22 protein-coding genes, 1 tRNA gene and 1 pseudogene are annotated in these 23,929 nt (G+C 62.0%); 6 read left to right on the forward strand and 18 right to left on the reverse strand.

The features are described 5' to 3' along the window. Window positions 1-25: 25 nt before the first annotated feature. From B2M20_RS00295 to B2M20_RS00325, 7 genes are all read right to left on the reverse strand, one after another. Complete coding sequence (locus tag B2M20_RS00295; protein ID WP_079445110.1) at window positions 26-703, reverse strand: phosphoribosylanthranilate isomerase; 678 nt, start codon at window positions 701-703, stop codon at window positions 26-28. A 172-nt stretch (window positions 704-875) separates the two neighbouring features. Then, on the reverse strand, window positions 876-1,223 hold the full coding sequence (locus tag B2M20_RS00300; protein ID WP_079445111.1) for a LapA family protein: 348 nt from the start codon (window positions 1,221-1,223) through the stop codon (window positions 876-878). Window positions 1,224-1,307: 84 nt separating this feature from the next. Beyond that, window positions 1,308-1,613: an integration host factor subunit beta gene (locus B2M20_RS00305; protein ID WP_009796612.1), complete on the reverse strand. Its 306-nt coding sequence runs from the start codon at window positions 1,611-1,613 to the stop codon at window positions 1,308-1,310. Between the two features lie 166 nt (window positions 1,614-1,779). Continuing rightward, window positions 1,780-2,757: a signal peptide peptidase SppA gene (gene sppA, locus B2M20_RS00310; protein ID WP_079445144.1), complete on the reverse strand. Its 978-nt coding sequence runs from the start codon at window positions 2,755-2,757 to the stop codon at window positions 1,780-1,782. A 174-nt stretch (window positions 2,758-2,931) separates the two neighbouring features. Further along, entirely contained in the window at window positions 2,932-3,669 is a 738-nt protein-coding gene (locus B2M20_RS00315; protein ID WP_079445112.1) for a sulfate transporter family protein, read from the reverse strand. A gap of 231 nt (window positions 3,670-3,900) precedes the next feature. After that, complete coding sequence (locus B2M20_RS00320) at window positions 3,901-4,389, reverse strand: peroxiredoxin family protein (protein ID WP_079445113.1); 489 nt, start codon at window positions 4,387-4,389, stop codon at window positions 3,901-3,903. Continuing rightward, window positions 4,386-5,384 (reverse strand): YiiX/YebB-like N1pC/P60 family cysteine hydrolase, encoded by a 999-nt coding sequence (locus B2M20_RS00325; RefSeq protein WP_079445114.1) that lies wholly within the window; start codon window positions 5,382-5,384, stop codon window positions 4,386-4,388. Before B2M20_RS00325 ends, B2M20_RS00320 begins: the two co-directional genes overlap by 4 nt. Before the next feature lie 324 nt (window positions 5,385-5,708). Between B2M20_RS00325 and B2M20_RS00330 the strand changes: the two genes are divergently transcribed. Next, window positions 5,709-7,145 carry a flavin monoamine oxidase family protein gene (locus tag B2M20_RS00330; RefSeq protein ID WP_079445115.1) on the forward strand — a complete coding sequence of 479 codons (1,437 nt, stop codon included), beginning with the start codon at window positions 5,709-5,711 and terminating at the stop codon, window positions 7,143-7,145. Then, the gene (locus tag B2M20_RS00335) at window positions 7,142-7,810 is read left to right on the forward strand and encodes a Dph6-related ATP pyrophosphatase (RefSeq protein ID WP_079445116.1); all 669 of its coding nucleotides are present in this window, start codon (window positions 7,142-7,144) and stop codon (window positions 7,808-7,810) included. The genes B2M20_RS00330 and B2M20_RS00335 overlap by 4 nt, the downstream gene beginning before the upstream one ends. Before the next feature lie 51 nt (window positions 7,811-7,861). Here the strand turns inward: B2M20_RS00335 and pheT are convergent, their stop codons facing one another. The 6 genes from pheT to infC form a co-directional block, all read right to left on the reverse strand. Beyond that, window positions 7,862-10,300 (reverse strand): phenylalanine--tRNA ligase subunit beta, encoded by a 2,439-nt coding sequence (gene pheT, locus B2M20_RS00340; RefSeq protein ID WP_079445117.1) that lies wholly within the window; start codon window positions 10,298-10,300, stop codon window positions 7,862-7,864. Further along, the gene (gene pheS / locus B2M20_RS00345; protein WP_079445118.1) at window positions 10,297-11,403 is read right to left on the reverse strand and encodes a phenylalanine--tRNA ligase subunit alpha; all 1,107 of its coding nucleotides are present in this window, start codon (window positions 11,401-11,403) and stop codon (window positions 10,297-10,299) included. The genes pheT and pheS overlap by 4 nt, the downstream gene beginning before the upstream one ends. 5 nt (window positions 11,404-11,408) lie before the next feature. Beyond that, window positions 11,409-11,909, reverse strand: coding sequence for a DinB family protein (locus B2M20_RS00350; RefSeq protein WP_079445119.1), 501 nt, complete (start codon window positions 11,907-11,909; stop codon window positions 11,409-11,411). A 33-nt stretch (window positions 11,910-11,942) separates the two neighbouring features. Continuing rightward, window positions 11,943-12,302 carry a 50S ribosomal protein L20 gene (gene rplT, locus B2M20_RS00355; protein WP_079445120.1) on the reverse strand — a complete coding sequence of 120 codons (360 nt, stop codon included), beginning with the start codon at window positions 12,300-12,302 and terminating at the stop codon, window positions 11,943-11,945. A 71-nt stretch (window positions 12,303-12,373) separates the two neighbouring features. Further along, complete coding sequence (gene rpmI, locus B2M20_RS00360; protein WP_011508684.1) at window positions 12,374-12,574, reverse strand: 50S ribosomal protein L35; 201 nt, start codon at window positions 12,572-12,574, stop codon at window positions 12,374-12,376. A gap of 405 nt (window positions 12,575-12,979) precedes the next feature. Then, window positions 12,980-13,519, reverse strand: coding sequence for a translation initiation factor IF-3 (gene infC / locus B2M20_RS00365; protein ID WP_079445121.1), 540 nt, complete (start codon window positions 13,517-13,519; stop codon window positions 12,980-12,982). A 208-nt stretch (window positions 13,520-13,727) separates the two neighbouring features. On the opposite strand from infC, the gene B2M20_RS00370 reads away from it, so the two are divergent. Next, window positions 13,728-14,504 carry an alpha/beta hydrolase gene (locus B2M20_RS00370; protein ID WP_079445122.1) on the forward strand — a complete coding sequence of 259 codons (777 nt, stop codon included), beginning with the start codon at window positions 13,728-13,730 and terminating at the stop codon, window positions 14,502-14,504. A gap of 97 nt (window positions 14,505-14,601) precedes the next feature. Here the strand turns inward: B2M20_RS00370 and B2M20_RS00375 are convergent, their stop codons facing one another. The 3 genes from B2M20_RS00375 to B2M20_RS00385 all read right to left on the reverse strand — a co-directional run bounded on the left by B2M20_RS00375 (window position 14,602) and on the right by B2M20_RS00385 (window position 19,390). Then, on the reverse strand, window positions 14,602-16,842 hold the full coding sequence (locus B2M20_RS00375; RefSeq protein ID WP_079445123.1) for a DUF2235 domain-containing protein: 2,241 nt from the start codon (window positions 16,840-16,842) through the stop codon (window positions 14,602-14,604). A gap of 234 nt (window positions 16,843-17,076) precedes the next feature. Further along, entirely contained in the window at window positions 17,077-18,765 is a 1,689-nt protein-coding gene (locus B2M20_RS00380; protein ID WP_079445124.1) for a PAS domain-containing protein, read from the reverse strand. A gap of 550 nt (window positions 18,766-19,315) precedes the next feature. Further along, window positions 19,316-19,390 (reverse strand) — tRNA-Gly (locus B2M20_RS00385). A gap of 288 nt (window positions 19,391-19,678) precedes the next feature. Here B2M20_RS00385 and B2M20_RS00390 point away from each other — a divergent pair. The 3 genes from B2M20_RS00390 to B2M20_RS00400 all read left to right on the forward strand — a co-directional run bounded on the left by B2M20_RS00390 (window position 19,679) and on the right by B2M20_RS00400 (window position 21,839). Beyond that, the gene (locus tag B2M20_RS00390) at window positions 19,679-20,614 is read left to right on the forward strand and encodes a thioredoxin family protein (RefSeq protein ID WP_079445125.1); all 936 of its coding nucleotides are present in this window, start codon (window positions 19,679-19,681) and stop codon (window positions 20,612-20,614) included. Window positions 20,615-20,827: 213 nt separating this feature from the next. Next, entirely contained in the window at window positions 20,828-21,502 is a 675-nt protein-coding gene (locus B2M20_RS00395) for an LON peptidase substrate-binding domain-containing protein (RefSeq protein ID WP_079445126.1), read from the forward strand. Window positions 21,503-21,638: 136 nt separating this feature from the next. Then, on the forward strand, window positions 21,639-21,839 hold the full coding sequence (locus B2M20_RS00400; RefSeq protein WP_079445127.1) for a Trm112 family protein: 201 nt from the start codon (window positions 21,639-21,641) through the stop codon (window positions 21,837-21,839). 113 nt (window positions 21,840-21,952) lie between these two features. Here B2M20_RS00400 and B2M20_RS00405 read toward each other — a convergent pair whose 3' ends face one another. Both B2M20_RS00405 and B2M20_RS00410 read right to left on the reverse strand, forming a co-directional pair. Continuing rightward, a complete protein-coding gene (locus tag B2M20_RS00405) occupies window positions 21,953-23,302 on the reverse strand; it encodes an ammonium transporter (RefSeq protein ID WP_079445128.1) in 1,350 nt (449 codons plus the stop codon). A 37-nt stretch (window positions 23,303-23,339) separates the two neighbouring features. Continuing rightward, window positions 23,340-23,713: pseudogene (locus B2M20_RS00410) on the reverse strand (P-II family nitrogen regulator). Window positions 23,714-23,929: the final 216 nt, after the last annotated feature.

Here is a 23,929-nt window from a genome sequence, read left to right on the forward strand (position 1 = left end):
TGACAGCTGCCGTAGTGCTCCGGGACTACTCCACATGCGAGGTCACTCCGCGCAAACTGGTTTCCGCCGCTCGCGCGGCACGAATGAAATCTCTGATCATTCCGGCATCCTTGACCCCCGGCGAGCTTTCCACGCCTGACGAGACATCGACCCCGCCGGCGCGGGTGATGCACACCGCATCGTGAATATTGCCTGCGGCCAGACCTCCCGACAGCATGAATGGCACTTCGAGGGACAGATTTTCCAGAAGGCGCCAGTCAAAGGGCACGCCGAGTCCGCCCGGCCGGGTCGCGTCCTTTGGCGGACGCGCATCGAACAGCAAGCGGTCGGCGACGGCGGCATAGCCCGGCAGCTCTGCAAGATCGGCGGCGGTTTCAACGCCGATCGCCTTCATCACGGGCAGCCCGAACAGCCGCTTGATCTCGCGGATACGGGCAACGGTTTCCTTGCCATGCAATTGCAGCAGATCCGGCCGCATGGCCTCGATGATTCCACTCAACGTCGCATCGTCGGCGTCGACGGTCAGGGCCACCTTGCCCGCCCGGCCTCGCACCTGCGGGCTGAGTTCTCGCGCGCGCGGAAGCTCAAGATGCCGCGGCGACGGTGGAAAGAATACGAAGCCCACCATATCGGCGCCGGCTTGCAAAGCAGCGTCAAGCGTCTCAATGGTGGACAGGCCGCATATCTTGACGATCAGGGGCATGGTCTCGAATGATCCGGCGCAAGCCGGCCGATCGCCGCTATCAAGCGCGACGGGAGTTCTACAACGTCGCAAGCGGCTTGTCTCGCCCGGGCGAGAACGCCATTTGAACGTTCTTTTCCTTGCGGCTGGCGGCCAGTCACGATGATTTTGGATCGAATCGATCCAAAAGGCGCTATCCGGTCCGCCGGGTCAAGTCCGGCAACCGCGACGTCTCACGCGACTCGTAGCGGGATCGCAGATCGGCCAGTTCCACGCGCGCTTCTCGCGCATCCGTCTCGTACTGGCGAGACGTATGCCGCCAGCGGCGCTGCCTGAGCCAGGTCGCGGTGCTCCCGGCGACTACGCCGAAAATCGCAACCGCGATAATGAGAATGAACAGCGGCAGCGTGACGCCGGTCTCAGGGTCACTTCCACCGAAGGGATCGAACGTCACCGTCACCAATCGGCGATTGGCGAATGCGAATACGATGAAAAGGACACCAAGCGGAATCAGGATCAAGCCGGTGAGGAATTTGCGCATGATCTCTCTCGCGACGCAGCGTCAGTCGGCAATCGTGCTGACAGGTTCACTCGCCGATTGATGGGGCCGCTCCCCTGAACGTTCCTACGCGCTCGCTTCGCTCGTCGCATTCTCGCGATTGAGCCGCTCACGCATTTCCTTACCGGTCTTGAAAAACGGTACACTTTTCTGATCGACCGGGACGTGTTCTCCCGTACGCGGATTACGGCCCGCGCGGGCAGGACGATGTTTAACTGAAAACGCACCAAAACCACGCAACTCGACGCGATCGCCCCGCGCAAGAGCGGCGACGATCTCATCGAGGATCGCGTTCACGATGTTCTCCACATCCCGCTGGTAGAGGTGCGGGTTGTGTTCGGCGATGCGTTGAACGAGTTCGGATTTGATCATCGAGACTGAGGCCCGTGCGTGGGAAGCCCATTTCCTTGGAAATGGTCAGGACTGTCAAGACGCTAAATGCGATTCGGGCCGTTAGAGAAACCCGCCGCGATGCCTTGCATCGCAGCATCCGAGGTTCCCCGCGGCGCAAAATGCCCGCTCACGACCGGCTCGGACCTCAGTTCGACGGTGCGGGCTGCCATAATGCCAGCATTCCGTTGAGATTGAGGCGATCTGCCGCCCCCACGATGCCGGTCTGCTCGACCTGTCGAGCGATGCTGCTCAATCCCAACGCGTCAAAGGCCACCGAAGCGGCGGTACGAATAAACGTCAGATCGGTCAAACGCGGCGACAATTTGAAATCACGCACCGGCAGGTCGGGCGCGACTTTCTTTTCCGCCACAAGCCACGCGATCGCAGCCTTTTCGTCGCCAAGCTGATCGACCAACTTGAGGTCTACCGCCTGCCGTCCGGTGAAAACGCGCCCATCGGCGACTTTCTCGAGCTGTGCATCGTCCATGCCGCGCCGGTTCTGCACCAGACCCCGAAACCAGGCGTAGGAATCCTTCACCAGGGCATCGATCGCGGCCCGCGCCTCCGGACTGGTCGGTTCATATCCGTTCGGGGCCGCCTTCAGCGGCGATGATTTCACCTCCTCAACCTTGACTCCGACAGTTTTCAGAAGGTCGGTGATATTCGGATATTGAAACAGCACGCCAATCGAGCCGACCAGCGCCGTCTGCTGCGCGACGATGTGATCGGAAGCGAGCGCCGCGATATACCCGCCCGACGCGCCGAGCCCTTCCACCACCACAACCATCGGTTTCTTGGCCTTCAGGCGCGTCAGGGCGTCGTAAAGCTCTTCGGATCCGGCGGTGGTGCCGCCCGGCGAGTTGATGTGGACGATGACCGCGGGTGCGTTCGATTTTCCGAGTCGCTCCAGCGCCTCGACTCGCTTTTGGTCGCTTCGGATCAGACCGTCGATGTTGACACGCTGGATCGCGGAGGCGCCGGTCAGCTTGCCGCCCCAAGGCGTGGCGTAAGCGCCGACTGCAACGACAGCGCCGATCACGATCAAAGCCGACGCCACGCGCCAGAAGGTAAGCTTGCGGCGCAACCTGCGGCGATCGACGATCACATCGGATTCCATCGACATCGACATTTCTCCTCAAGGAATATTGCGGTCGATCACACCGTCGCCGGTGCATGACATTTGGGCTCGTCAAACTACACCAATCGCGGCGTAATATGAAGAAAGCATGGCCGGCTCCGATCATGCGCCGGAACGTGAAACCGTGCCGTTTGACCTGGCCGTTTGACTTGGCCCCGGCTAGCGGCTGCGCCGGTCCGGCGTGATTAACTCGGGTCGCGGCCCCGACAGCCGCTTGTGCAGGTGGACCATGAAGGCCATGCCGAACAGCGGCGTCGCCAGATTAACGATCGGAATCGCCACGAAAGCTGCGATGACGAGGCCGGCCACAAACACTGTAGAGGCGTTATCGCGGCGCATCGCCTTGGCCTCCGCCGGTGAACGGAACCGCATCGCCGCAAGCTCGAAATATTCCCGGCCGAGCAACCACGCCGTTGCAACGAAGAACACGATCACGCCCACGCCCACGAACACGAACGGCAGCGCAATCAGATAGACGAGCAGCGTCAGCAGCGCCGTCTTGACGCCCTCGGCCATCGCAAGGCCAATCGGCAATGCCGCGCCTGAACGGTCGGCTGGATAATGCTCGTGCTCGACGATCTCCGCGACGTCGTCGACGAACACGCCAGCAACCAGCGAGGTGATCGCAGGCATCAGAAACACCGCGCCGAACACGATGCCCAAGCCTGCGGCAATTGAAAGGACCCAGGCGAGAATATTGAGCGGCGTGTGGAAGGCCGGCCCCAGCATGGTCTCCGCCCAGAGTTCGCCCGATCCGGCGAGCCAGCTCAAGAGCCGCTGCAGTCCGATCGAGACCACGACGATCAGCACAAGCGCGAGCCCTATCGCGCGCCACAGGATGGCGCGCATCGGCGGCGAAAGAATCTGCGTAAGGGCGTTGACAGCAGCGCCGATCATAAGGGTGCGTTTCCCCAAGGAATCCTGCGCTCAGATAAACACCGCGATCCGCGCCGGCAAGAGCACGGGACCATGAGCGCCTCGAGGAGCGCAAATGCTGCAAGCGAGATGCGAACTTCGGATTCGGGGCACAAGAGCGGGATGAGAAAAAGTATGGAGCGGTTTTCCGTAAAACGCGTCAGATCAAAACCGTAGAACCACGCTTTTGATTCTTTCAGACACGGAAAGGCTCTAGGTGGCGTAGGTCTGCGCGCCCGCGAGTTCGGCCGCGACCATGGCGCCAAGCGCCATGTCACTCTGCTGACCGAAGCCGTGATGAACAATGCGGCCGTTGCGGCCGATCAGGATGCTGGTCGGCGTACCCTGCATTCCGTAGCGGTCCATAGTGACCGGCAGCGGGGTGCCGTCGCCCGCGGCATCGACGCCGATCGGAAACGTCAGCCGGTATTCGTGAATAAAGGCCTGAAGCGAAACCGGCGTCATTGCAGCGTGATGTTCGAATACCGTGTGCAGACCTATCACCTGAAGATCGGTCGCCTTGAACAACTCATAGGCGCGCTGCGTCTGCGGCGTGCCGTGCGCGACACAGCCGGGACATAGCATCTGGAAGGCATGGAGCAGCACCGGACGGCCGCGCAGTGCAGCCAGCGTCAGGGGCTCGGCCGTGTTGAACCATTGCGAGACGGCAAGTTCGGGAGCGGTGATGTCGGCGTCGGTCATGGAATTGCCTCGCGAGGCCATTTGAGGACCGGATCCGGCACGCTCTCCGGGTCGGATGTTGCGGCGGGCACGCAGGACTGCTGTCGTGCCCGCGCGCTGCGGACATGTGCCGCGTCCCCCGTTTCGGATCGCGGCCGCGGCGAGGAGCTTTCGTCGGCGATCATCTCTTCCACCGGCGCGGGAGCGAACGACGGCAAGCCCGCCCCGACTTGAATCGGGTCCAAAACACTCGCCACTTCCGCGAGCGGCTTCTGCTTGTCGGCCCAATGGAGCGAGAGGTAATCGAAACCCCGCACGATCGTGGGCTTGACGATCTCAAAATAGGGCGAGATGTCGAAATCTCGCGGCATATAGAGCGAGGAATCGCGAATGTGCAGAATCTCGCGCCGGGCGTTCCGGCTGCCGGCGCGGGTGATCTTCGGCAGGATCGGATAGCGCACCGCGCCGAACGCCTGCGCGATCAACGCCGAGCAGATAATCTTGGTCGGATCGCCAGACCCGAACGCGATCATGCGCCGCCGCCAGCGCTGCGGCACCGGCAGCGGAAACAGGTAACGCATCAGATCGACGATGTTCTTGGTGTCGTAGCCGAAGCCGATCCGGTTGATGGCGTAGCGGCACACCGTGACGCGATCCTCGTGCGACAGCCCGACCGGGCGGCACAACCGGGTGTGATACGGAAGATATTTCGACAGCGGCGCCGAGATGACACCTTCGCCGACATTGGCCTCGATCAGCACATGCGACTCGCCATCGGGCTCGCTGGCGCCGTCGATCGGGCCGACATAAAGCGCGGCATGCGACCATGTCGATTGCGTCAGATACTTGATGATGCCGGAAATACGGCTATTGCCTTCGACCAGGAGAACGTCGCCCTCCTGAATGAGGCCGCGCACGCGCTCCGGATCGCTCGGCGTGAACGGCTCGTACCCCGGCAGCTCCTTCTGGAGGTACGCCGCAATCCATTTTCCGACCGTATCGAGCACGAAACCCATGGCAGTCTCTCTCCGCCTTTCGACCTGACCGGTTTTCCCTCCTTACCATGGCCAAAACCCGTTGCAATTCGGTTCATAGCTGCAATCGCGAAATAACCATCGATTCACCATGACAGTTGCCGCAGGCTGATTGATGCGGCAAGTTCGCCGTGTCCCGAATCCTAAGCCTGCCAGACCGTCGGATCCGAAAAGAACACTGAAAATCTACGATTCTCTGGTGGCATGGAATCAGACCGTTCGTTTTGGAACATGCAAAACGGGAAGCGATTTTTTTTAAAACCACCACGCCGGTCATTCCTGCATTTGAGTCTTGGAAACCATGCCATGAGAATGACACGCCGCGATTTCCTGTCGGCATCCGCCGCCTGTGTGGCAGGAATGGGCATCGGCCGCGCGCCGGCCGCGCCGCTGCCGCGTGATGTCGAGATCGTCGTGATCGGCGCAGGCGCCGCAGGTATCGCGGCGGCGCGACGGATTCAGGCGGCAAATCGCACCGTGCTTGTGGTCGAAGCGGCAGACAGGATCGGCGGACGCTGTCACACCGATACCAGGACTTTCGGGACGCCGTTCGATCGCGGCGCACGCTGGCTGTTTGAGCCCGACACCAATCCGATGATCCGGCTGGCGCGAAGCGTGGGTACGGAGATGTTTCCGGCCCAGCTCGGCCAGAAAATCCGCATCGGGCGGCGTAACGCGCGGGCGGGCGAAACCGAGCAATTCCTCGCGGCGCTGGTGCGCGCACGGCGCGCCATCGGCGAGGCCGCGCGCGGGAAGATCGACGTCGCCTGCGCCTCGGTGCTGCCCGGCGATCTCGACGTTTGGGCTCAGACGATCGATTTCGTGATCGGCGCCAGCGCCACTGGAAAAGATCTGAAAGATCTCTCGGTGATGGATCGGGCGAGCGCGCCTGAGCGCAACGCCGCGATTGATTGCAAACATGGCCTCGGCGTGCTGCTCGCGACGCTCGGCCAAGCCATACCGGTGAGTTTGTCGATGCCTGTCAGCCGGGTGACCTGGGCAGGCCGCGCCATTGGAGTCGAGACGCCCGCGGGCCGTATCGACGCACGCGCCGTCATCATCACCGTATCCGTCAATGTGCTGACCGCAGGCAACATCCGCTTCACGCCCGACTTGCCGAAGCGCTCGCTCGACGCGGCTGCGAAATTGTCTCTCGGCAGCTACGATCGCATCGCGCTGTGGCTGCCCAACAATCCGCTCGGCCTTGGACACAATGAAACCATGATAGAGCAGAGCAGCGACGGAAAGACCGCGCTTCTCGTGGCGAACGCGGGCGGATCGTCGTTGTGCACGATTGATATCGCGGGCAGCTTCGGTCGCGATCTGTCGGCGCAAGGAGCAGGCGCGATGACGGCCTTCGCCACGGAGTGGTTGACAAAGTTATTCGGTAGCGATGCTGCGGCTGGGGTGAAGCAGTCCGCCGTGACCAGATGGAACGCCGACCCCTATGCGCTCGGGGCGATGTCGGCCGCAGAACCCGGCGGCCACCCCTCGCGGAGAATCCTGATGGAGCCGCTGGGCAACCTGTTTCTCGCCGGTGATGCCGCGCACGAGACGCTGTGGGGTACCGTCAACGGCGCATGGGAGAGCGGCGAGCGAGCGGCTGACGCCGCGCTGCGAAAAATCGGCGCGAGCAAGGAGCCAGCACAGCCGTCAGCGTCAAAGCACAAGCCATTGCGACACGACAGACGAACGCCGTCGCGAAGCGCAAACGACGCCTTCGGCTTTCCGCTGCCCCGATGACGCAACCGAGGGCGCTGATTTCATGGTCGTCAGGCAAAGACAGCGCCTTCGCCCTGCATGAGATTCGCCGCGAGGGCGCGTTCGATGTCGTCGGCGCACTGACCACGGTGAACGACAGTTTCGGCCGCGTCTCGATCCACGGCGTGCGCGAAAAGCTCTTGCACGCGCAACTCGCGTCCGCAGGACTGCCGCCGCTCGTCGTGCCGATTCCCAATCCGTGCCCGAACGATGCCTATGAAGAGCGGATGACGCGGGCGATGGCGGATGCAAAGCGGTCCGGCATCACGCATGTCATCTTCGGCGATTTGTTTCTCGCGGATATCCGCGCCTATCGCGAACAAAAGCTCGCCGGCACTGGTATCACGCCGGTGTTTCCATTGTGGCGCCGGCCTACTTCGGCGCTTGCGCGCGACATGATCGCGAGCGGACTGGAAGCGCATCTGGTCTCGATCGACCGAGCGAAGCTCGACCGTTCGTTTGCCGGCCGCAACTTCGATGAGAGGCTACTGAAGGACCTTCCGGCCGGAATCGATCCGTGCGGCGAAAACGGCGAGTTCCACACTTTCGTTTTTGCCGCGCCGATATTCTCGCAGCGAATCGAGGTCGTACGCGGCGACATTGTCGAGCGCGAGGGATTCGCTTACTGCGATCTTGTGCCTGCGTAATCGTTCCAGTGTACTTGATGCGAACCGGTATCCGCCTCGCGTCAAAACGCTTTAACCGCGCAAGTTGCCGCCGGTTCTTTTCGCGACTTCAGCGACGACCTTCGCCGCCACCGCGTCGATCTCCTGATCGGTCAGCGTCTTGTCACGCGGCTGCAGCGTCACCGCGATAGCAACCGATTTCTTGTCCGCATCGATGCCCTTGCCTTCGTAGATATCGAACACCGTGACGCCCGAGATCAGCTTCCTGTCCACGTTTTGCGCCGCGCGCACGATATCGGCCGTTTTCACAACGCGATCGACGATGAACGCGAAGTCGCGCGCCACAGGCTGGAACGGCGGCAATTCCAGCACCGGCTTTGCGCGAGTCGGCTTCTGCTTGGCTTCCGGAATGCGGTCGAGAATCACCTCGAATGCGAGTAGCGGACCATCAGCCTTCAGCGCTTCGAGCACGCGGGGATGCAGTTCGCCGAAATAGCCGAGCACGTTCTGCGGTCCGATCTGGATCGCAGCCGATCGTCCCGGATGCAGCCATGCCGGAAAGTTTTTCGATTCGCTGCCGGCGCCGATCTGCAATGCCTGTGCCGGCGCACCGGCGGCAGCCAGCAAGGCAAGCGCATCGGCCTTTACATCAAGCGCATCCGCGGTGGCCGAGCCCGACCAGTGCCTCCCGAGACCCGCCGACGAGGCCATGCCGCGGCGAAGCCCGGCGGCGGCCATGAATTGATCCTGCGCACCGTCGCCTCTGAAAATCTGCCCGACCTCGAACAGCGCGACGTCGGGAAAGCCCCGGTCGGCATTGGCCTGCGTGATCGCGACGAGACCCGGCAGCAGGCTCGGCCTCATGTCGGAAAGATCCGAGGCAATTGGGTTGGCGAGCGCCAGTTCCTTACTTCCGCCGCCGAATAGCTCGGCCTGCGGCTTGGCGATGAATGACCAGTTGACGGCTTCGACCATGCCGCGCGCCGCCAGCGCACGCCGCGCGCGTCGGGTGCGTGACTGGATCGGCGTCAGCACAGGTTTGCGCGGAGCCTCGCCACGATCGAACGGCGTCATCGGTACCTTGTCGACGCCAACGATACGCACGATCTCCTCGACGATGTCGGCCTTGCCCTGAACGTCAGTGCGCCAGGTGGGGATAGCGACCTTCACAACGGGGCCGCTGCCAGCCACCATGAAACCGAGATGGCCGAGAATGCGCCGCACTTCGACCAAAGGCACATCGATAGCCGCCAGCCGCTTGATTTCACTCAAGGGGAAATCGATCACGCGATCATCGGGCAGCGCCTGTCCGGCAACGACGTTCTCCGACGGCGTGCCGCCGCAAAGCTCGATCACGAGCCGCGTCGCCATTTCGAGACCGGGCACCATGAAAGCAGGATCGACGCCGCGCTCGAAGCGATAGCGCGCGTCTGAATTGATGCCGAGCCTGCGGCCGGTCTGCGCAATATTGATCTCGCTCCACAGCGCCGATTCGATCAGCACATCGGTGGTGGTCTCGTCGCAGCCGGATTGCTCGCCGCCCATGATGCCGGCGAGCGATTCGACGCCCTTGTCATCGGCGATGACGCAAACATTCGGATCGAGTGTGTAAGTGCGGCCGTCGAGCGCCAGCAGCGTCTCACCGTCGCGCGCGCGACGGATCGTGAGATGGCCGTGTACTTTCTTCGCGTCGAACACGTGCAGCGGGCGGCCGCGGTCGTAGGTCATGAAGTTGGTGATGTCGACCAGCGCATTGATCGGGCGCAGGCCAATCGAAGTCAGGCGCTTTTGCAGCCATTCCGGCGACGGGCCGTTCTTCACCCCGCGGACGAGGCGCAGCGCGAAACCCGGACACAGCGCGGCATCCTCCACCGTCACCTTCACCGGACACGGAAATTCGCCCTTGATCGGCTTGATGGTCGGGTCCTTGAAGCGGCCCATGTCGGCAGCGGACAGATCGCGCGCGATGCCGTGCACGCCCGTGCAATCCTGCCGGTTCGGCGTCAGGTTGATCTCGATCACGGGATCGCCGAGTCCGGCCCATTCCGCATATCCCACACCGACCGGCGCATCCGCCGGCAATTCGATGATGCCGTCGTGATCCTCGGAGATTTCAAGCTCGGCCGCCGAGCACAACATGCCGCGGCTCTCGACGCCGCGGATGGTGCCGACGCCGAGCGTGATATTCTTTCCCGGAATGTGGGTGCCAGGCGGCGCGAACACGCTGACAAGGCCCTCGCGCGCGTTCGGCGCGCCGCACACCACCTGGATGTAAGCAGGCTCACCCTTGTCGCTGGTCTCGCCGGTATCGACCATGCAGACCCTGAGACGATCGGCGTTCGGATGCTGCACAGCGGAGACCACGCGCGCGATGGTGAACGGCGCGAACGTCTTCGATTTGTCCGCGATGTGCTCGACCTCGAGCCCGATCATGGTGAGCTTGTCGGCGAGTTTGTCGAGCGGCTCGTCGGTGTCGAGATGCTCTTTCAGCCAGGAGAGGGTGAATTTCACGACGACAATCCCCCCGCCAGCGTCGGGATCTCAAGCGGCTTGAAGCCGTAGTGAGTAAGCCAGCGCACGTCGCCTTCGAACAATTGCCGCAGATCGGCGATGCCGTATTTCAGCATGGCGATGCGGTCGATCCCCATGCCCCAGGCGAAGCCCTGATAGACTTCGGGATCGATGCCGCACAGCTTCAGCACGCTCGGATGCACCATGCCGCAGCCGAGAATCTCCAGCCAGTCCTCGCCCTCGCCGAAGCGAATCTCGTTCTTGTCGCGGCGGCACTGGATATCGACTTCCAGCGACGGCTCAGTGAACGGGAAGAACGAGGGACGGAAACGCATGTTAACGTTGTCGACCTCGAAGAAGGCCTTGCAGAATTCGTGCAGGATCCATTTGAGGTGGCCGAGATGCGATGACTTGTCGATCACAAGCCCCTCGACCTGATGGAACATCGGCGTGTGGGTCTGATCCGAGTCGCTGCGATAGGTGCGGCCAGGGCAGATGACGCGAATCGGCGGTGTCTTGCTCAACATGGTGCGCACCTGCACCGGCGAGGTATGGGTGCGCAGCAGGAGGCGCGAAGGCTTTTCTCCGGCCTCCGAGCCGGCTGCCTCCTTCGGGTTGAAGTAGAAGGTGTCGTGCATCTCCCGCGCCGGATGGCCTTCGGGGAAATTCAGCCGCGTGAAATTATAGTCGTCGGTCTCGATATCCGGACCTTCGGCGACCGCGAAACCCATGTCGGCGAAGATCGTGGTGACCTCGTCCCACACCTGGCTCAGCGGATGGATGCGGCCGGCTTCCGCGGGCGTCTCGCGCAGCGGCAGCGTGACGTCGATCGTTTCCGACGCAAGGCGCGCGTCGAGCGCAGCGGATTTCAGTACCTCGCGGCGTGCGTTGATGGCGGCGGCCACCCGGTCCTTCAGCATGTTGATCGCAGCGCCGCGCGTCTTGCGTTCGTCCGGAGACATCGCGCCAAGCGTCTTGAGCAACGCCGTCACCGCGCCGTTCTTGCCGAGCGCCGCGACGCGCACCGCCTCCAGCGCGGCTTCGTCGCCTGCATTGTCGACAGCGCCGGTCAGCTCCTGTTCGAGAATCTCGATGTCGGCCATCCCTTTTACTCCGGCATGATGAACAAGTCGGTCTCGCGCGGCTTGCCGCCCGCCTGCGTCAGCATCGCGTGAACCTGCCCGCGATGATGGGTCTGATGATTGAAGAGATGCATCACGAGCTGCCAGCGCGGCTTGGTCACGTTGCTCCCGGTCGCGCCGGAGAACCAGGTAAGATCTGCCTTGATCCAGTCCGGATCGAGACCGTCGGCCCACTCGATCAGCCGGGCGTCCGCGGCGCGACGCTCGCGCTTGAGTTCGCTCCAGTCGGAAACAAGCGTCGGCGACTGGCCGATCCCGCACCCGGGCCTCGGCCAGTCCGAGAACCGGCTCATCCACATGCGGTCGGCCCAAAGCAGATGATTGAACGTGCCGTGGATCGAGCCGAAGAACGCGCCGCGATCGCGGCGGCGTTCGCCGTCCGACAGCCCATCGGCCACCGTGTAGAGGTTGTCGTTCTGCCAGCGGTTGTACCGGGCCATCCGCCGGGCATAGCTGATATCGATCATCCGTCGCTCCCGACGGCCGACCGTCGCGAAGCCTCAGGCCGCGAGCGCGGCCTTGGCCTTCTCGGCGATCGCCTGGAACGCGGCGGGCTCGTTGATGGCGAGATCCGACAGCACCTTGCGGTCGACCGTGATGCCCGACTTCGACAGGCCGTCGATGAAGCGGCTGTAGGTCATGCCGAATGGCCGGACGGCGGCGTTGAGGCGCTGGATCCACAGGGCGCGGAAGGTGCGCTTCTTGCGCTTGCGGTCGCGGAAGGCGTACTGGCCGGCCTTGTCGGCGGCGGCCTTCGCGGCGCGAATGGTATTCTTCCGGCGGCCGGAAAAACCCTTGGTGATCTTGTAGACTTTCTTGTGCTTGGCATGAGCCGTCACACCGCGCTTGACGCGAGCCATGACCGATCTCCTTCAAAGTGACTGGTGAATTTGACGCCGCTTGGCGCGGCGGGATTGCAACAGGTCGGCCGTCAGGCGTTCGGCAAGAAGTACTTCTTGATGTTGTCGCCGTCGGTCTTGAACAGGATGCGGGTGCCGCGAAGCTGACGAATCTGCTTCTTGGTCCGCTTGATCATGCCATGTCGCTTACCGGCGTGGGCGGACACCACCTTGCCGGTCCCGGTCACCTTGAATCGCTTTTTAGCGCCCGATTTGGTCTTCAACTTGGGCATTTGGCTCTCCTGTTGCCACGAAAAAATGCGCCCCAAGGGGCGCTTTTCGCGGCGAAATGCTCGCTAGAGCGTTGAAAATGCTCGACTATATCTGAAATGACATCGCCGGCATGGTCGTCGCCACGGCAGCCCTTGAATCAGCCGGGCGGCGAAGATCGGGCTTATGGCAGAGGATGGCCGGATTGGCAACGATTTAGGGAAAGAACGATCGCTATTCCCAGCCGGAAGGGGCTGCCCGGGGAGATGTGCCCACTTAAAAAATAGCTGAAGGCAAGTCGCTTGGAACAGACACGGCGCGCTCCCTCTCCGCTTGCGGGTTAGGTCTTGCAGAGGCTCGTCGAAACTGGCCCGCCAGATGTCTCGCGAGCCAATTTCGGTCGAACTCTTAAAGAGATGAACGCAGCCTCAGCGCGGTGCCAGCACCATGACGACCTGGCGGCCCTCGAACCTGGCGTCCTGCTCGACCTTGGCGTAGGCGGCGACGTCGGCCTTCACCTTGTCGAGCAGTTTGGTGCCGATCTCCTGGTGAGCCATCTCGCGGCCGCGATAGCGCAGGGTGATCTTGACCTTGTCGCCCTCTTCGAAGAACCGCTGCATCGCCTTCATTTTCACGTCGTAGTCGTGATCGTCGATCATCGGACGGAGCTTGATCTCCTTGATCTCGACGACCTTCTGCTTCTTGCGGGCTTCGGCGGCTTTCTTCTGGGCCTGAAACTTGTATTTCCCGTAATCCATGATCTTGCAGACGGGAGGACTGCTGTTCGGGGCAATCTCGACCAGATCCATACCGGCATCCATGGCCATCTTGATGGCGGCGATCGTTTCCACGGTACCTTGGTTGGTGCCGTCCTGATCGATCAATTGAACCTGGGCATTGCGGATTTCATCGTTGGTGCGCGGTCCGTCTTTCGCGACGGGCATTGGCGCTCTACTGGGACGGCGAATGGGTGGCTCTCCAATGTTGTGAAAGAAGCGCCTACTTTGAAGGAATAAGCGGCTGCGGGCAAGCGGGGGAATTTAACGCGGGGCAAAACCATCGAACGCGAGGTATTTTGGTCACGCCGATCAATTTCGATCCGCTACTTGTTCCGCATCGAGCAGGCATTCAAATGGGGGAACGGCACTGCCGGAAACACGCAAACGGACGGACGCCATGACGAGCGAGACGGCAGCGCAATTTATCGAGGTCGGCGGCGGCGACGCCATGCGCCGGATCGCCGTGCAGGCACGGCGCGGGGACTCCCCGGGCCTGTTCTGGCTCGGCGGCTTCAAATCCGACATGGCGGGCACCAAGGCGCTGGCGCTCGATTCGTGGGCGGCCGAACGCGATTTGGCCTGCGTGCGCTTCGACTACTCCGGTCACGGGACTAGCGGCGGCGAGTTCACCGATGGCACCATAGGACGCTGGCTCGAGGAAAGCCTCGCGGTGTTCGACGCTTTTTGCGAGGGGCCGCAGGTGGTGATCGGCTCATCGATGGGTGGCTGGATGGCGCTTCTGCTCGCGCGCGAGATCGCGCGACGGGCATCCTCCCGCGCCACGCTCACCGGCCTCGTGCTGATCGCACCGGCGCCGGATTTTACCGAGGAGTTGATGTGGAAGACCTTTTCGCCGGAGGCCAGACATGCCATCGAAACTGATGGTGTCTGGCTGCGGCCGTCCGATTACGGCGATCCCTATCCGATCACGCGCGAACTGATCGAGGAGGGCCGCAGCCATCTGCTGCTTGACCGCAGCATCTCGACCGGCTGCCCGGTGCGCATCCTGCAGGGCGCGCAGGATCTCGACGTGCCGTGGCGTCACGCCTTAACGCTGACCGAACGGTTGCCGAGCGATGACGTGGTGCTGACCATGATTCAGGACGGCGACCACCGGCTGTCGCGTCCACAGGACATCGCGCGCATTTTGGCGGCGGTGGCGGAGTTCTTCTGAATCAGCGGATGGCCGATCATGCCCGGCCTGCGGCGAGCATCCTCATCTCGAAACGTTCCTCGGCGGGCTATCCGGCTCGAGCATCCGGAAGGCCACTCTATCTGCGCTTAACTGTGAGTTTGGCGGAGCCTTCATTGTTGCGATAGAATGCGTCGTAGAATCCGGGGATGCCCAGCACCGCATCGTTGACGAACACAAGCAACTCGCCGCTGCGCGTCGGCCGGATCACGGCCTCGATGGTGCCGTCTTCCGGATCGGGATCGAGAAACACCTCCTCGCCGCCAACCGCGCCGTAGCGCAACACCAGGCGGAACCACGGCCGCGTTAGCTCGCGACGCAAGGGAACGCCGAGCACCAGCGCCAGCTGCTGATGCCAGTTCGGCGCATCGGTCGAGTAGAATCCGCCGAGCGGGGACCGAATGCCGCCGTCCCGGAACGGCTCGGTGGTCTCCACCTTGACCACATAGCGCGCGCCATTGCCTTGGACGAAAATCCCGGTGTTGTTGCACAGGCCGGATGTGGCGAAGGTCACGCTGGCTTCCTCGCCGCGAGTTAGCGCTTTCGCTTGGGAGTTTTCGCGGCAGGTGAAGCCCGCGATATCCTGCGCGTTGTAAAGCAGGTGGCTGGTCAGCGTGACCCCGAGATAGACGAACAGCAGCGCAAAGAAGGCCGGCGCGCCGCGCCGCTTCAGCCAGTCGTGAAAAGCGACGTAGATGCGGCTGGTACGCAGCCGATAAATCCAGTTTGTCGGTCCCTTGGTGGGCGCGCACGGGGCGCGCCGCCAGATCGCGCCCATCGTATCAGAGATGCCGGCCGCGAGCCATGCGCTCCAGGCGATCAGCACAATCACGGTGATGAGCAGGAGTGAAAACTGCACCGGGCTGCGAGCGTAGCCGTCGATCCAGGTCTGCGCGAATCCGGGCAGGAAGCCGCCGACCAGGCGGATGATGTCCGAGATCCAGCGGACCGGGCTGAGATACTCGTCCTTGGCAGGCAGCTTGCGCAACAGCGGGTAGAGCGCGAGCCAAAGCGAAACGCCGACAGTAAGGAAATAGACGATGCGGCGCTTCCACACCTGGTTCCAGACATGCTCTTGCGCTTCGGCGCGTTTCGCCGCCTGATCCGAGGTTTCAAGCCCGAACGCATCGGGCGTGACGATTCGCCCATCATAAGTCGCGATATCGTAGACCGCGGGAAGCCCCACCGGCGCATAGGCGTGGGCGCGGCTTGCGATTCGGCACAAAGCGCTCTCGTGAATCTTCGGTCTCGCCACCGACACCACGTCCCGTTTGGTGTAGGCGTAGCTGGAGAGAAGCTCGATCTTGCGCGGCCCGTAACGATAGTATCCGCCGACACCCTTGCGCGGATCATAGAGCCGGCCATCCTTGTCGCACATTGCGACGGCATGCTTGAAGGTGTCGGGATCGGCTGGCGGTGCCCCCTGATCCGACTTGAAGCGCAAACCGCAGGCCTGCGCTTCCCGCAGCATCCAGACCAGTGAAATATAAGCCAGTGAATCGTCCGGATAGCCGCCGCCGACGTTGGAATGAACGCCAGGAAACCAGACCTGACTCACCTGTTCGTCGGCAAGATAGCGCTCACCGTCCCCGCGAAGCCGGGCAGACTGTGCTCCGCTCTCATCCCACAATTCGGGATGGAAAGTGGTTCGCTCCTCGTCGATCGACAGCGCCTGGCAGGCCCGCATCACCCGCGTCAGATCGAGCTTGTGGTCGGGCAATTGCAGCGGCCAGATGAAGCGGCTGACGCCTCGCGTCATCTCGTCGATCGGCAACCCGTAGGCGGTGACAGTATCCCACACGCCAACGAAGCGGATGCGCTGGATCACGCGATTGTCTGCCTTGTCGTAATCGTCGCGCCAAACCAGATCGCGCAAAGCCCTGAACAGATGCTCGATGCGCCAGACCGTATGATAGCGTTCGCGGCGATAGGCGCGATAGGCTGCGCGCGCCTTGCGATCCAGTTCTTCCTCGGTGGCGGCGGCAATCAGTCCTTGATTAAGGATCAGCCCCATCACCACGCGAATGGTGAAGGCGCCCCGGCTAAAGCCAAAGCCGAATATCTGGTCACTTTCGTCAAGCCAGTTGCGGCAGGCGAACTTGTAGATATCGATAACGTTGCGTTTCAGCCCGAAGCCGAACGCGCCGCCGAGCACGGCGAGCGGCTTGAACGACGACGTGCCGACGCCGTCATCGTAGAACGCCACCTGATCCGATCCGGAAAGATCAAGCCCTTCGAATGTGCGCCAGACGTTGGTGCGCCAGACCTTCGCCGCGGAATTTCCGGTGCCATCAGAGAGCAGAACGATTTTCCGGCCCATGCCAACTCCCGGAACGATGTCGCCCGACGTTGATCCGCCTTCTCTCGAAAGCCAACGACGCCCGCAGCGGGCGTCGCTTCTCTTAGCGTCAACTCAATCGCGGCCAGTTAGCCTTGCCAACTGAGGGAGGAAGGTTGGCAACGGCTAACTCATCCCTGTGACATTCACGATGGGTTCGAGGTCATCGCCAAAGCATCGACCATCAACCCCATCGTTCTCCTGATCAACCAATCGTCACAAGAAATTGGCGACCGCTTTCGTCGAGGATGCCATCGCGGAGCTAAATCCCGCGCGAAGGCTTGTCAGGAACTGGGCGAGGGGCGACGGACCGACGCTCTCGCTCTTGCGACGGGTCTCCAGCCGCTCCATGCTCAAGCTCGACGCTTCAGCCTGATCAGCCAACGACACAAGCGCCTCCTGTACCATCTCTTCGCCACGGTCAGATTCGATCACCGTGGCGTATTGGATGACCTTGATCGCCTTGCCCTTGGCGTCGAGGACCGGAATGTACGAGGCCCGGATCCAGACTTCCTTGCCGTCCTTCCCGATGCGCTTGTACTCGGCCGATTGAGCCTCGCCGCGATTGAGCTTGGCCCAGAATTCGCGATAGGCAGAACCTGCACGCTCCGAAGCCTCCACGAAGATGCCGTCATTCTTGCCACGAACGTCGCCGAGGGTGTAACCCATCGCCTTCAGGAACTTGTCGTTGGCGGCGATAATCGTACCGTCCGGTTTGAATGCGGCCATTGCCTGGGCGCGTTCGATGGCGGCAAGCTGATCCGCGTTTTCCAGCGCCTCGAGTTTCCTGGCGGTGATATCGGTCGCGACTTCAATAACCTTCGTGGGTTTGCCCCTCGAATCCAGGACCGGATTATAAGAAGCCTGCAACCAGACGATCTTGCCGTTCTTGCCGATACGCTGATACTCGGCTGACTGTGACTCGCCGCGATTGAGCTTGGCCCAGAATTCGCGATAGGCGGCGCTGGATCGTTCGCCGGCCTCCACGAACATGTGATGGTGATTGCCCTGGACCTCGTTGAGGAGAGAGTAGCCGAACGCTTTCAGGAAGTTATCGTTCGCGGTCAGGATCTTTCCATCCATTCCGAATTCGGCGACGGCCTGCGACTTTCCGATGGCCGCGACCTGGCCCTCCAGCTCAGCCGCCTTCAATTTCTGTTTGGTGACGTCAGTCGTGAACGCGACAACCTTGAACGGCTTTCCGGTCTCGTCCACGATCGGATTGTAAGTCGCGAGAATCCAGACTTCTCTCCCGCCTTTACCAAACCGCCTGTATTCGGCCGATTGAGTCTCGCCGCGATTGAGCTTGGCCCAGAGTTCGCGATAGGCCGCACCTGACCGCTCCGACAGCTCCACGAACATGCCATCATGCTTCCCCTGCACTTCGCTAAGGGCGAAGCCCATCGCGTTAAGGAAGTTTCTGTTCGCGGTAATGATCGTGCCGTCCAATTTGAATTCGACCACTCCCTGCGCGCGTTCGATGGCGGAAACCTGACCCGCGTTTTCCAGATTCTTGATTCTTTTCGCGGTGATATCGGACGCGAGCGCGATAACTTTTGTCGGATTCCCCCTCGAATCCAGCACCGGAATATAGGACGCCTGAACCCAGACTTCCCGGCCGTGATTGTCGATGCGTTTGTACTCGGCCGATTGGGTCTCGCCCTTATTCAACCTGGCCCAGAAGTCGCGGTATGCGGCGCCGGACCGTTCGTCGGTCTCCACGAACATGCCGTGGTGCTTTCCGCGAACCTCCGCCAGCGTGTAACCGAGTATGCTGAGAAACTTCTCGTTCGCCGTGATGACCGTTCCATCAATTCCGAGCTCGATGACGGCTTGAGACTTGCTGATCGCTGCGGCTTTCGCGGCATTTTCTTTCGCGATCGACCATTTTTTGAAGAAAAACATTGATCCTCCCCAGGAGTTAGATCCAAGACTACCAAAGCTCACGACTCGCGGGCGAAGCTTGGTAACTTGATGATGAATGGAATCGGTTAAAACGAGGTTAATCGGCCTGGATCGCGAAGACATACCCGCAGCTCTTTGGTGTCAGAGAGCTTCGGCAGCCGCCCGGACTTTCCGCTTTTCTTAGTTTTTTCAACGGCTAACGCTTCCCCTGGTATCGGCGACGAAGCAGCCGGCGAAGGTTATCCGCCTTTGTTGCACCGCGATGGCAGCGACCGTTTCCTGAAGAAGTGCAACATTCATAACCGCCTGCTGCGGCCTCGGTATGCTTGAGTCGCGTGAGTCTAGTTCCAGCCTCGACGGTCAGAACGGCATCAAAGTCGCCCCCGCAGGTCGTCAGCATGGTGCGCTGCGATCTCGAACACTTCGAGCTGGAACCAAAGAACCATCTGGACCAGCGACAAATCCGTTCCGCACGGGATTGTCGCCTATGGTCTGGCATGTTCCGTTAGCCTGTTGCCGAGGGCCAACTGGAACGCGGACACGGGAAAATTGGAGCGGGCGAAGGGATTCGAACCCTCGACCCCGACCTTGGCAAGGTCGTGCTCTACCCCTGAGCTACACCCGCATCCGAAAACAGGCAGCCGATCGACGGCCGCCGAAGGGCAGAGCTATGCCAAATGCGGCGTGCGAATGCAACAGCCAGATATGAGGTCGTCTCTCCCAAAGTCCCCTCCACTGGACGGCAGCCGCGATACCGGAGCCATCGGAGAACCAGGAGGGAACGATGCCCCGCCCGCCAATTGCAATATTTCCGCGCAGGGACCAATTTATGGGTTCGGATCGTGCTAGCACGGATATGTGAACTTTGGGGCGGCGCAGACCGCTCCTTCCGGGGACATCAGGCGAGGATCACGTGACCATAGTCGAGCACGGCAGCGAGCCGCCACCGCAGGCGTCGGATCTGATCAACGAGACGACGACCCAGACCTTCATGAAGGATGTCATCGAGGAATCGATGCGCCAGCCGGTGCTGGTCGATTTCTGGGCGCCGTGGTGTGGACCATGCCGCCAATTGACCCCGATCCTGGAAAAGGCGGTGCACGCCGCCGCCGGCAAGGTCAAGCTGGCGAAGATGAATATCGACCAGCATCCTGCCATTTTTCAGCAGCTTGCGGCACAAACCGGTAATCAGTCGATTCCGGCGGTGTTCGCTTTTACCGGTGGGCGACCGGTGGACTTCTTCATGGGCGTTGTGCCCGAGACCCAGATCAAGAGCTTCATCGACAAGCTGACGCAAGGCGCGGGGGCGGCGCCCGGCACTCCGAATATCGAGGAAATCTTGCAAGAGGCGGAAGCCGCGCTCGCCGCAGGCGACCCGACCACGGCGGCCGAGGTCTATGCCGAGGTTCTCGGTATCGACGCCGCCAATCTTCCGGCGATCGCCGGACTTGCGCGTTGCTATGCGACCACCGGCGCGATCGACAAAGCCAAGCAAACACTCGCGCTGGTGCCGGAGTCGAAGCGCGGCGACGCCGCCGTGACAACCGTGCAGGCCATGATCGACCTCGCCGAACAGGCGAGTTCACTCGGTCCGGTCGTCGAACTCGAGCAGAAGGTTGCGGCCAACCCGCTCGATCATCAGGCGCGATTCGACCTGGCTACCGCACTGAACGCTGGTGGCCAACGCAGCGAGGCCACCGATCACCTGCTGGAAATCATCAGGCGCGACCGCAAATGGAACGATGATGCCGCCCGCAGGCAGCTCGTGCAATTCTTCGAAGCGTGGGGCGCCGCGGACGAAGCCACCGTCGAGGGCCGCAAACGCCTGTCGACGATCCTGTTTTCTTAAGCGGTCCGGTCTCACATTTGCGTCCGTTCAGCGAACGGCCTGCGAATGTAAGACAGGGCAGGACCGCTACAAGCTTTGCCCGTGAGAACATTTTCCGGCTAAGTGGAATCCGGTTAGACGTTAGAAAATGCTCTCACTTAATAACTTGCGCGTATTCTCATCGCAAAACCGGTATCCACTTTTGCGGAATACGCGCTAGCACCGGACTCGTTCATGCCCATCAATGCCGAATACCGCGGACCCGGTGACCTTCCCGAAGTGATACCAGTGTTCCCGCTGCCCGGCGCACTGCTGCTGCCGCGCGGCCAAATGCCGCTCAACATCTTCGAAATGCGCTATCTCGCAATGGTCGACGACGCGCTCCGGGACGGCCATCGTCTGATCGGCATGATCCAGCCCGACATCGCCCATTCTGCGAGCGAGGACAAGCCGGAGCTGTTCCATGTCGGCTGCGTCGGGCGCATCACGCAGTTCGCCGAATCCGGCGACGGCCGTTATATCCTGGAGCTCACCGGCGTCTCGCGTTTCAAGGTCGTGGAAGAGCCGACGGTGTTGACGCCCTATCGCCAGTGCAAGGTCGATTTCTTTGCTTACGCCGATGATCTGACCGCACGCAAAGGCGAGGACGCCGTCGACCGCAAACGACTGCTCGAGGTGCTGAACGATTTTCTCAAGGTCAACGACTTGAAGGTAGACTGGAGCGACATCGAGAACGCCCCGAACGAGGCACTGGTCAACGCGCTAGCAATGATGTCGCCCTATGGCCCGTTGGAGAAGCAGGCGATGCTGGAGGCAACTGACCTTAAAACGCGCGCGGAAATCTTGATCGCGGTGACCGAAATGGACCTCGCAAAAAAACGCACCAGCGGCGACCCCGGATTGCAGTAGCTAACGAAACGTCTCAACTGGTGGAGTGGATTGGACATTCGCCACCGACGTGCGGCAAACTCGGCAAGCGAATGTCAGATTCAACCACAACCCATATGAACCCACCCGCCCGACTTGATCCTTCGAAGAGACCCGTATGACGCCGCCCCCCTCCGATCGTCCCGAAGATACCGTCGATCCAAAGCTTCTGGAGATTCTGGTCTGTCCGGTCACCAAGGGACCGCTGGAATTCGACGGCAAACGGCAGGAACTGATTTCGCGCTCGGCGAGACTAGCCTATCCGATCCGCGACGGCATTCCGATCATGCTGCCGGAAGAGGCTAGGAAGATCGAGTGAGGGTAAATCGAGCGAGGATGATGCACGCCGCCCTGGCTCTTCATTTCTCATCGGAAGAGGCATCGTCCTGACGGCGGCGACGCCACTCGGAGCGCCGCAGCCGTGCTCTCGCGTCATTGCACCACCTCGCCGTGCTGGCTGATGTCGAGACCTTCACGTTCGTTCTCGCCGCTGACCCGCAGACCGATCACCGCCTTGATGGCAAGCAGGATGATCAGGGTGACGATGGCGTCGTACACGACCGTGGCGAGGATGCCGTAGATCTGGACGATCACCTGATGGGTGTTGCCGTCGATCAGGCCCGTGCCGGCCTTGTTGATGGCGGTGCGGGCGAACACGCCGGTGAGCAGCGCGCCGATGATGCCGCCGACGCCGTGGACGCCGAAGGCGTCGAGGCTGTCGTCATAGCCCATCATGTGCTTGAGGCCGGTGGCGCCCCAGTAGCAGCCGATGCCGGCGACGGCGCCGATGACCAGCGCGCCACACGGATCGACGAAGCCGGAGGCCGGGGTGATGGCGACGAGACCGCCGACCGCGCCGGAGCAGATGCCGAGCGCGCTCGGCTTGCCGCGCAAGCCCCACTCGACGACCATCCAGGCCAGCGCCGCGGCGGCGGTTGCGATCTGGGTCACCGCCATCGCCATGCCGGCCTGCCCGCCCGCCGTCACCGCCGAACCGGCGTTGAAACCGAACCAGCCGACCCACAAGAGCGACGCGCCGATCATGGTCAGCACCAGGTTATGCGGCGCCATGTTCTCGCTGCCGTAACCCTTGCGCTTGCCGAGCACCAGCGCGCAGACGAGGCCCGCGACGCCGGCGTTGATATGGACCACGGTGCCGCCGGCGAAGTCCAGCACGCCGAGACCTCCGAGGAATCCGCCGCCCCAGACCCAGTGCGCGACTGGCGCATAGACCAACAGCGACCACAGGCCCATGAACCACATCATCGCCGAGAACTTCATCCGATCCGCGATCGCGCCGCAGATCAGCGCTGGCGTGATGATCGCGAACGTCATCTGGAAGCACATGAACACCGATTCCGGGATCGTCGGCGCGGCGGCGGCGATGGAGTCCGTACCCATGCCCATCAGCAGCATGCGCGAGGCGCTGCCGAGAAAGTTCGTACCCTCGGTGAAGGCCCAGCTATAGCCGATCACCATCCAGAGCACGGTGGCGAGGCAGGTGATGGCGAAACTCTGCATCACCGTGGCGAGCACATTCTTCTTGCGCACCATGCCGCCGTAGAACAGTGCGAGGCCGGGGATCGTCATCATCAGCACGAGCGCGGTGGAGGTCAGCATCCACGCGGTGTCGCCCGAATCCAGTTTGGGCGGCGGTGGCGCGGCAGGGGCGACCGCTGCGGCGCTCTGGGCAAGCGCGACGTCGGCAAATCCCGCAAGGCCGGCTGCGGCGAGTATCGCCGCGATGGCCAGTCCCGCGCGGGCCGGGCGTTCGAACGTCATGTGCTTTACTCCTGATTGAGGAAGGATGAGCGCGAAATCAGATCGCGGCGGCATCGAGATCGCCGGTGCGGATGCGAACCGCATGCTCGAGGTTGATGACGAAGATCTTGCCGTCGCCGATCCTGCCGGTTCACGCCACCGAGTCGATGGTTTCGACGACCGCATCGACCAGGCCGGAATTGACCGCGGCCTCGGCCTTGATCTTCGGCAGAAAGCTCACGGTGTATTCGGCGCCGCATAGATTTCCGAACGGCCTTTCTGGCGGCCGTATCCCTTGACTTCCGTCACTGTCAGACCGTGCACGCCGATCGCGGTCAGGGCATCGCGGACCTCTTCGAGCTTGAAGGGCTTGATGATCGCCATAACGATTTTTTCATGTGTCCGGCCCCCGCCTGGGCCCGGCTGCAACATGCCGGGCGGTCTCGGCTGAGACTCCGCGCCGGGAAGGGTCGCGGCGCAGGCGCAGCCGCAACCAGGGAATCAAATGCTGTGCCAAACCGGCCCAATTGCTTAACGACCTATGAATTCAAGGCTTTTTGGCTCGGCTGCCACGCGGTGCGACATCGGACGGAACACTCCGCTCAAAGCCTGACCACACCTGCCCAAAAGAAAGGCAGCGTCCGGCTT

Origin of the sequence: Nitrobacter vulgaris, assembly GCF_002028545.1 — a bacterium.
Taxonomy (GTDB): Bacteria; Pseudomonadota; Alphaproteobacteria; order Rhizobiales; family Xanthobacteraceae; genus Nitrobacter; species Nitrobacter vulgaris.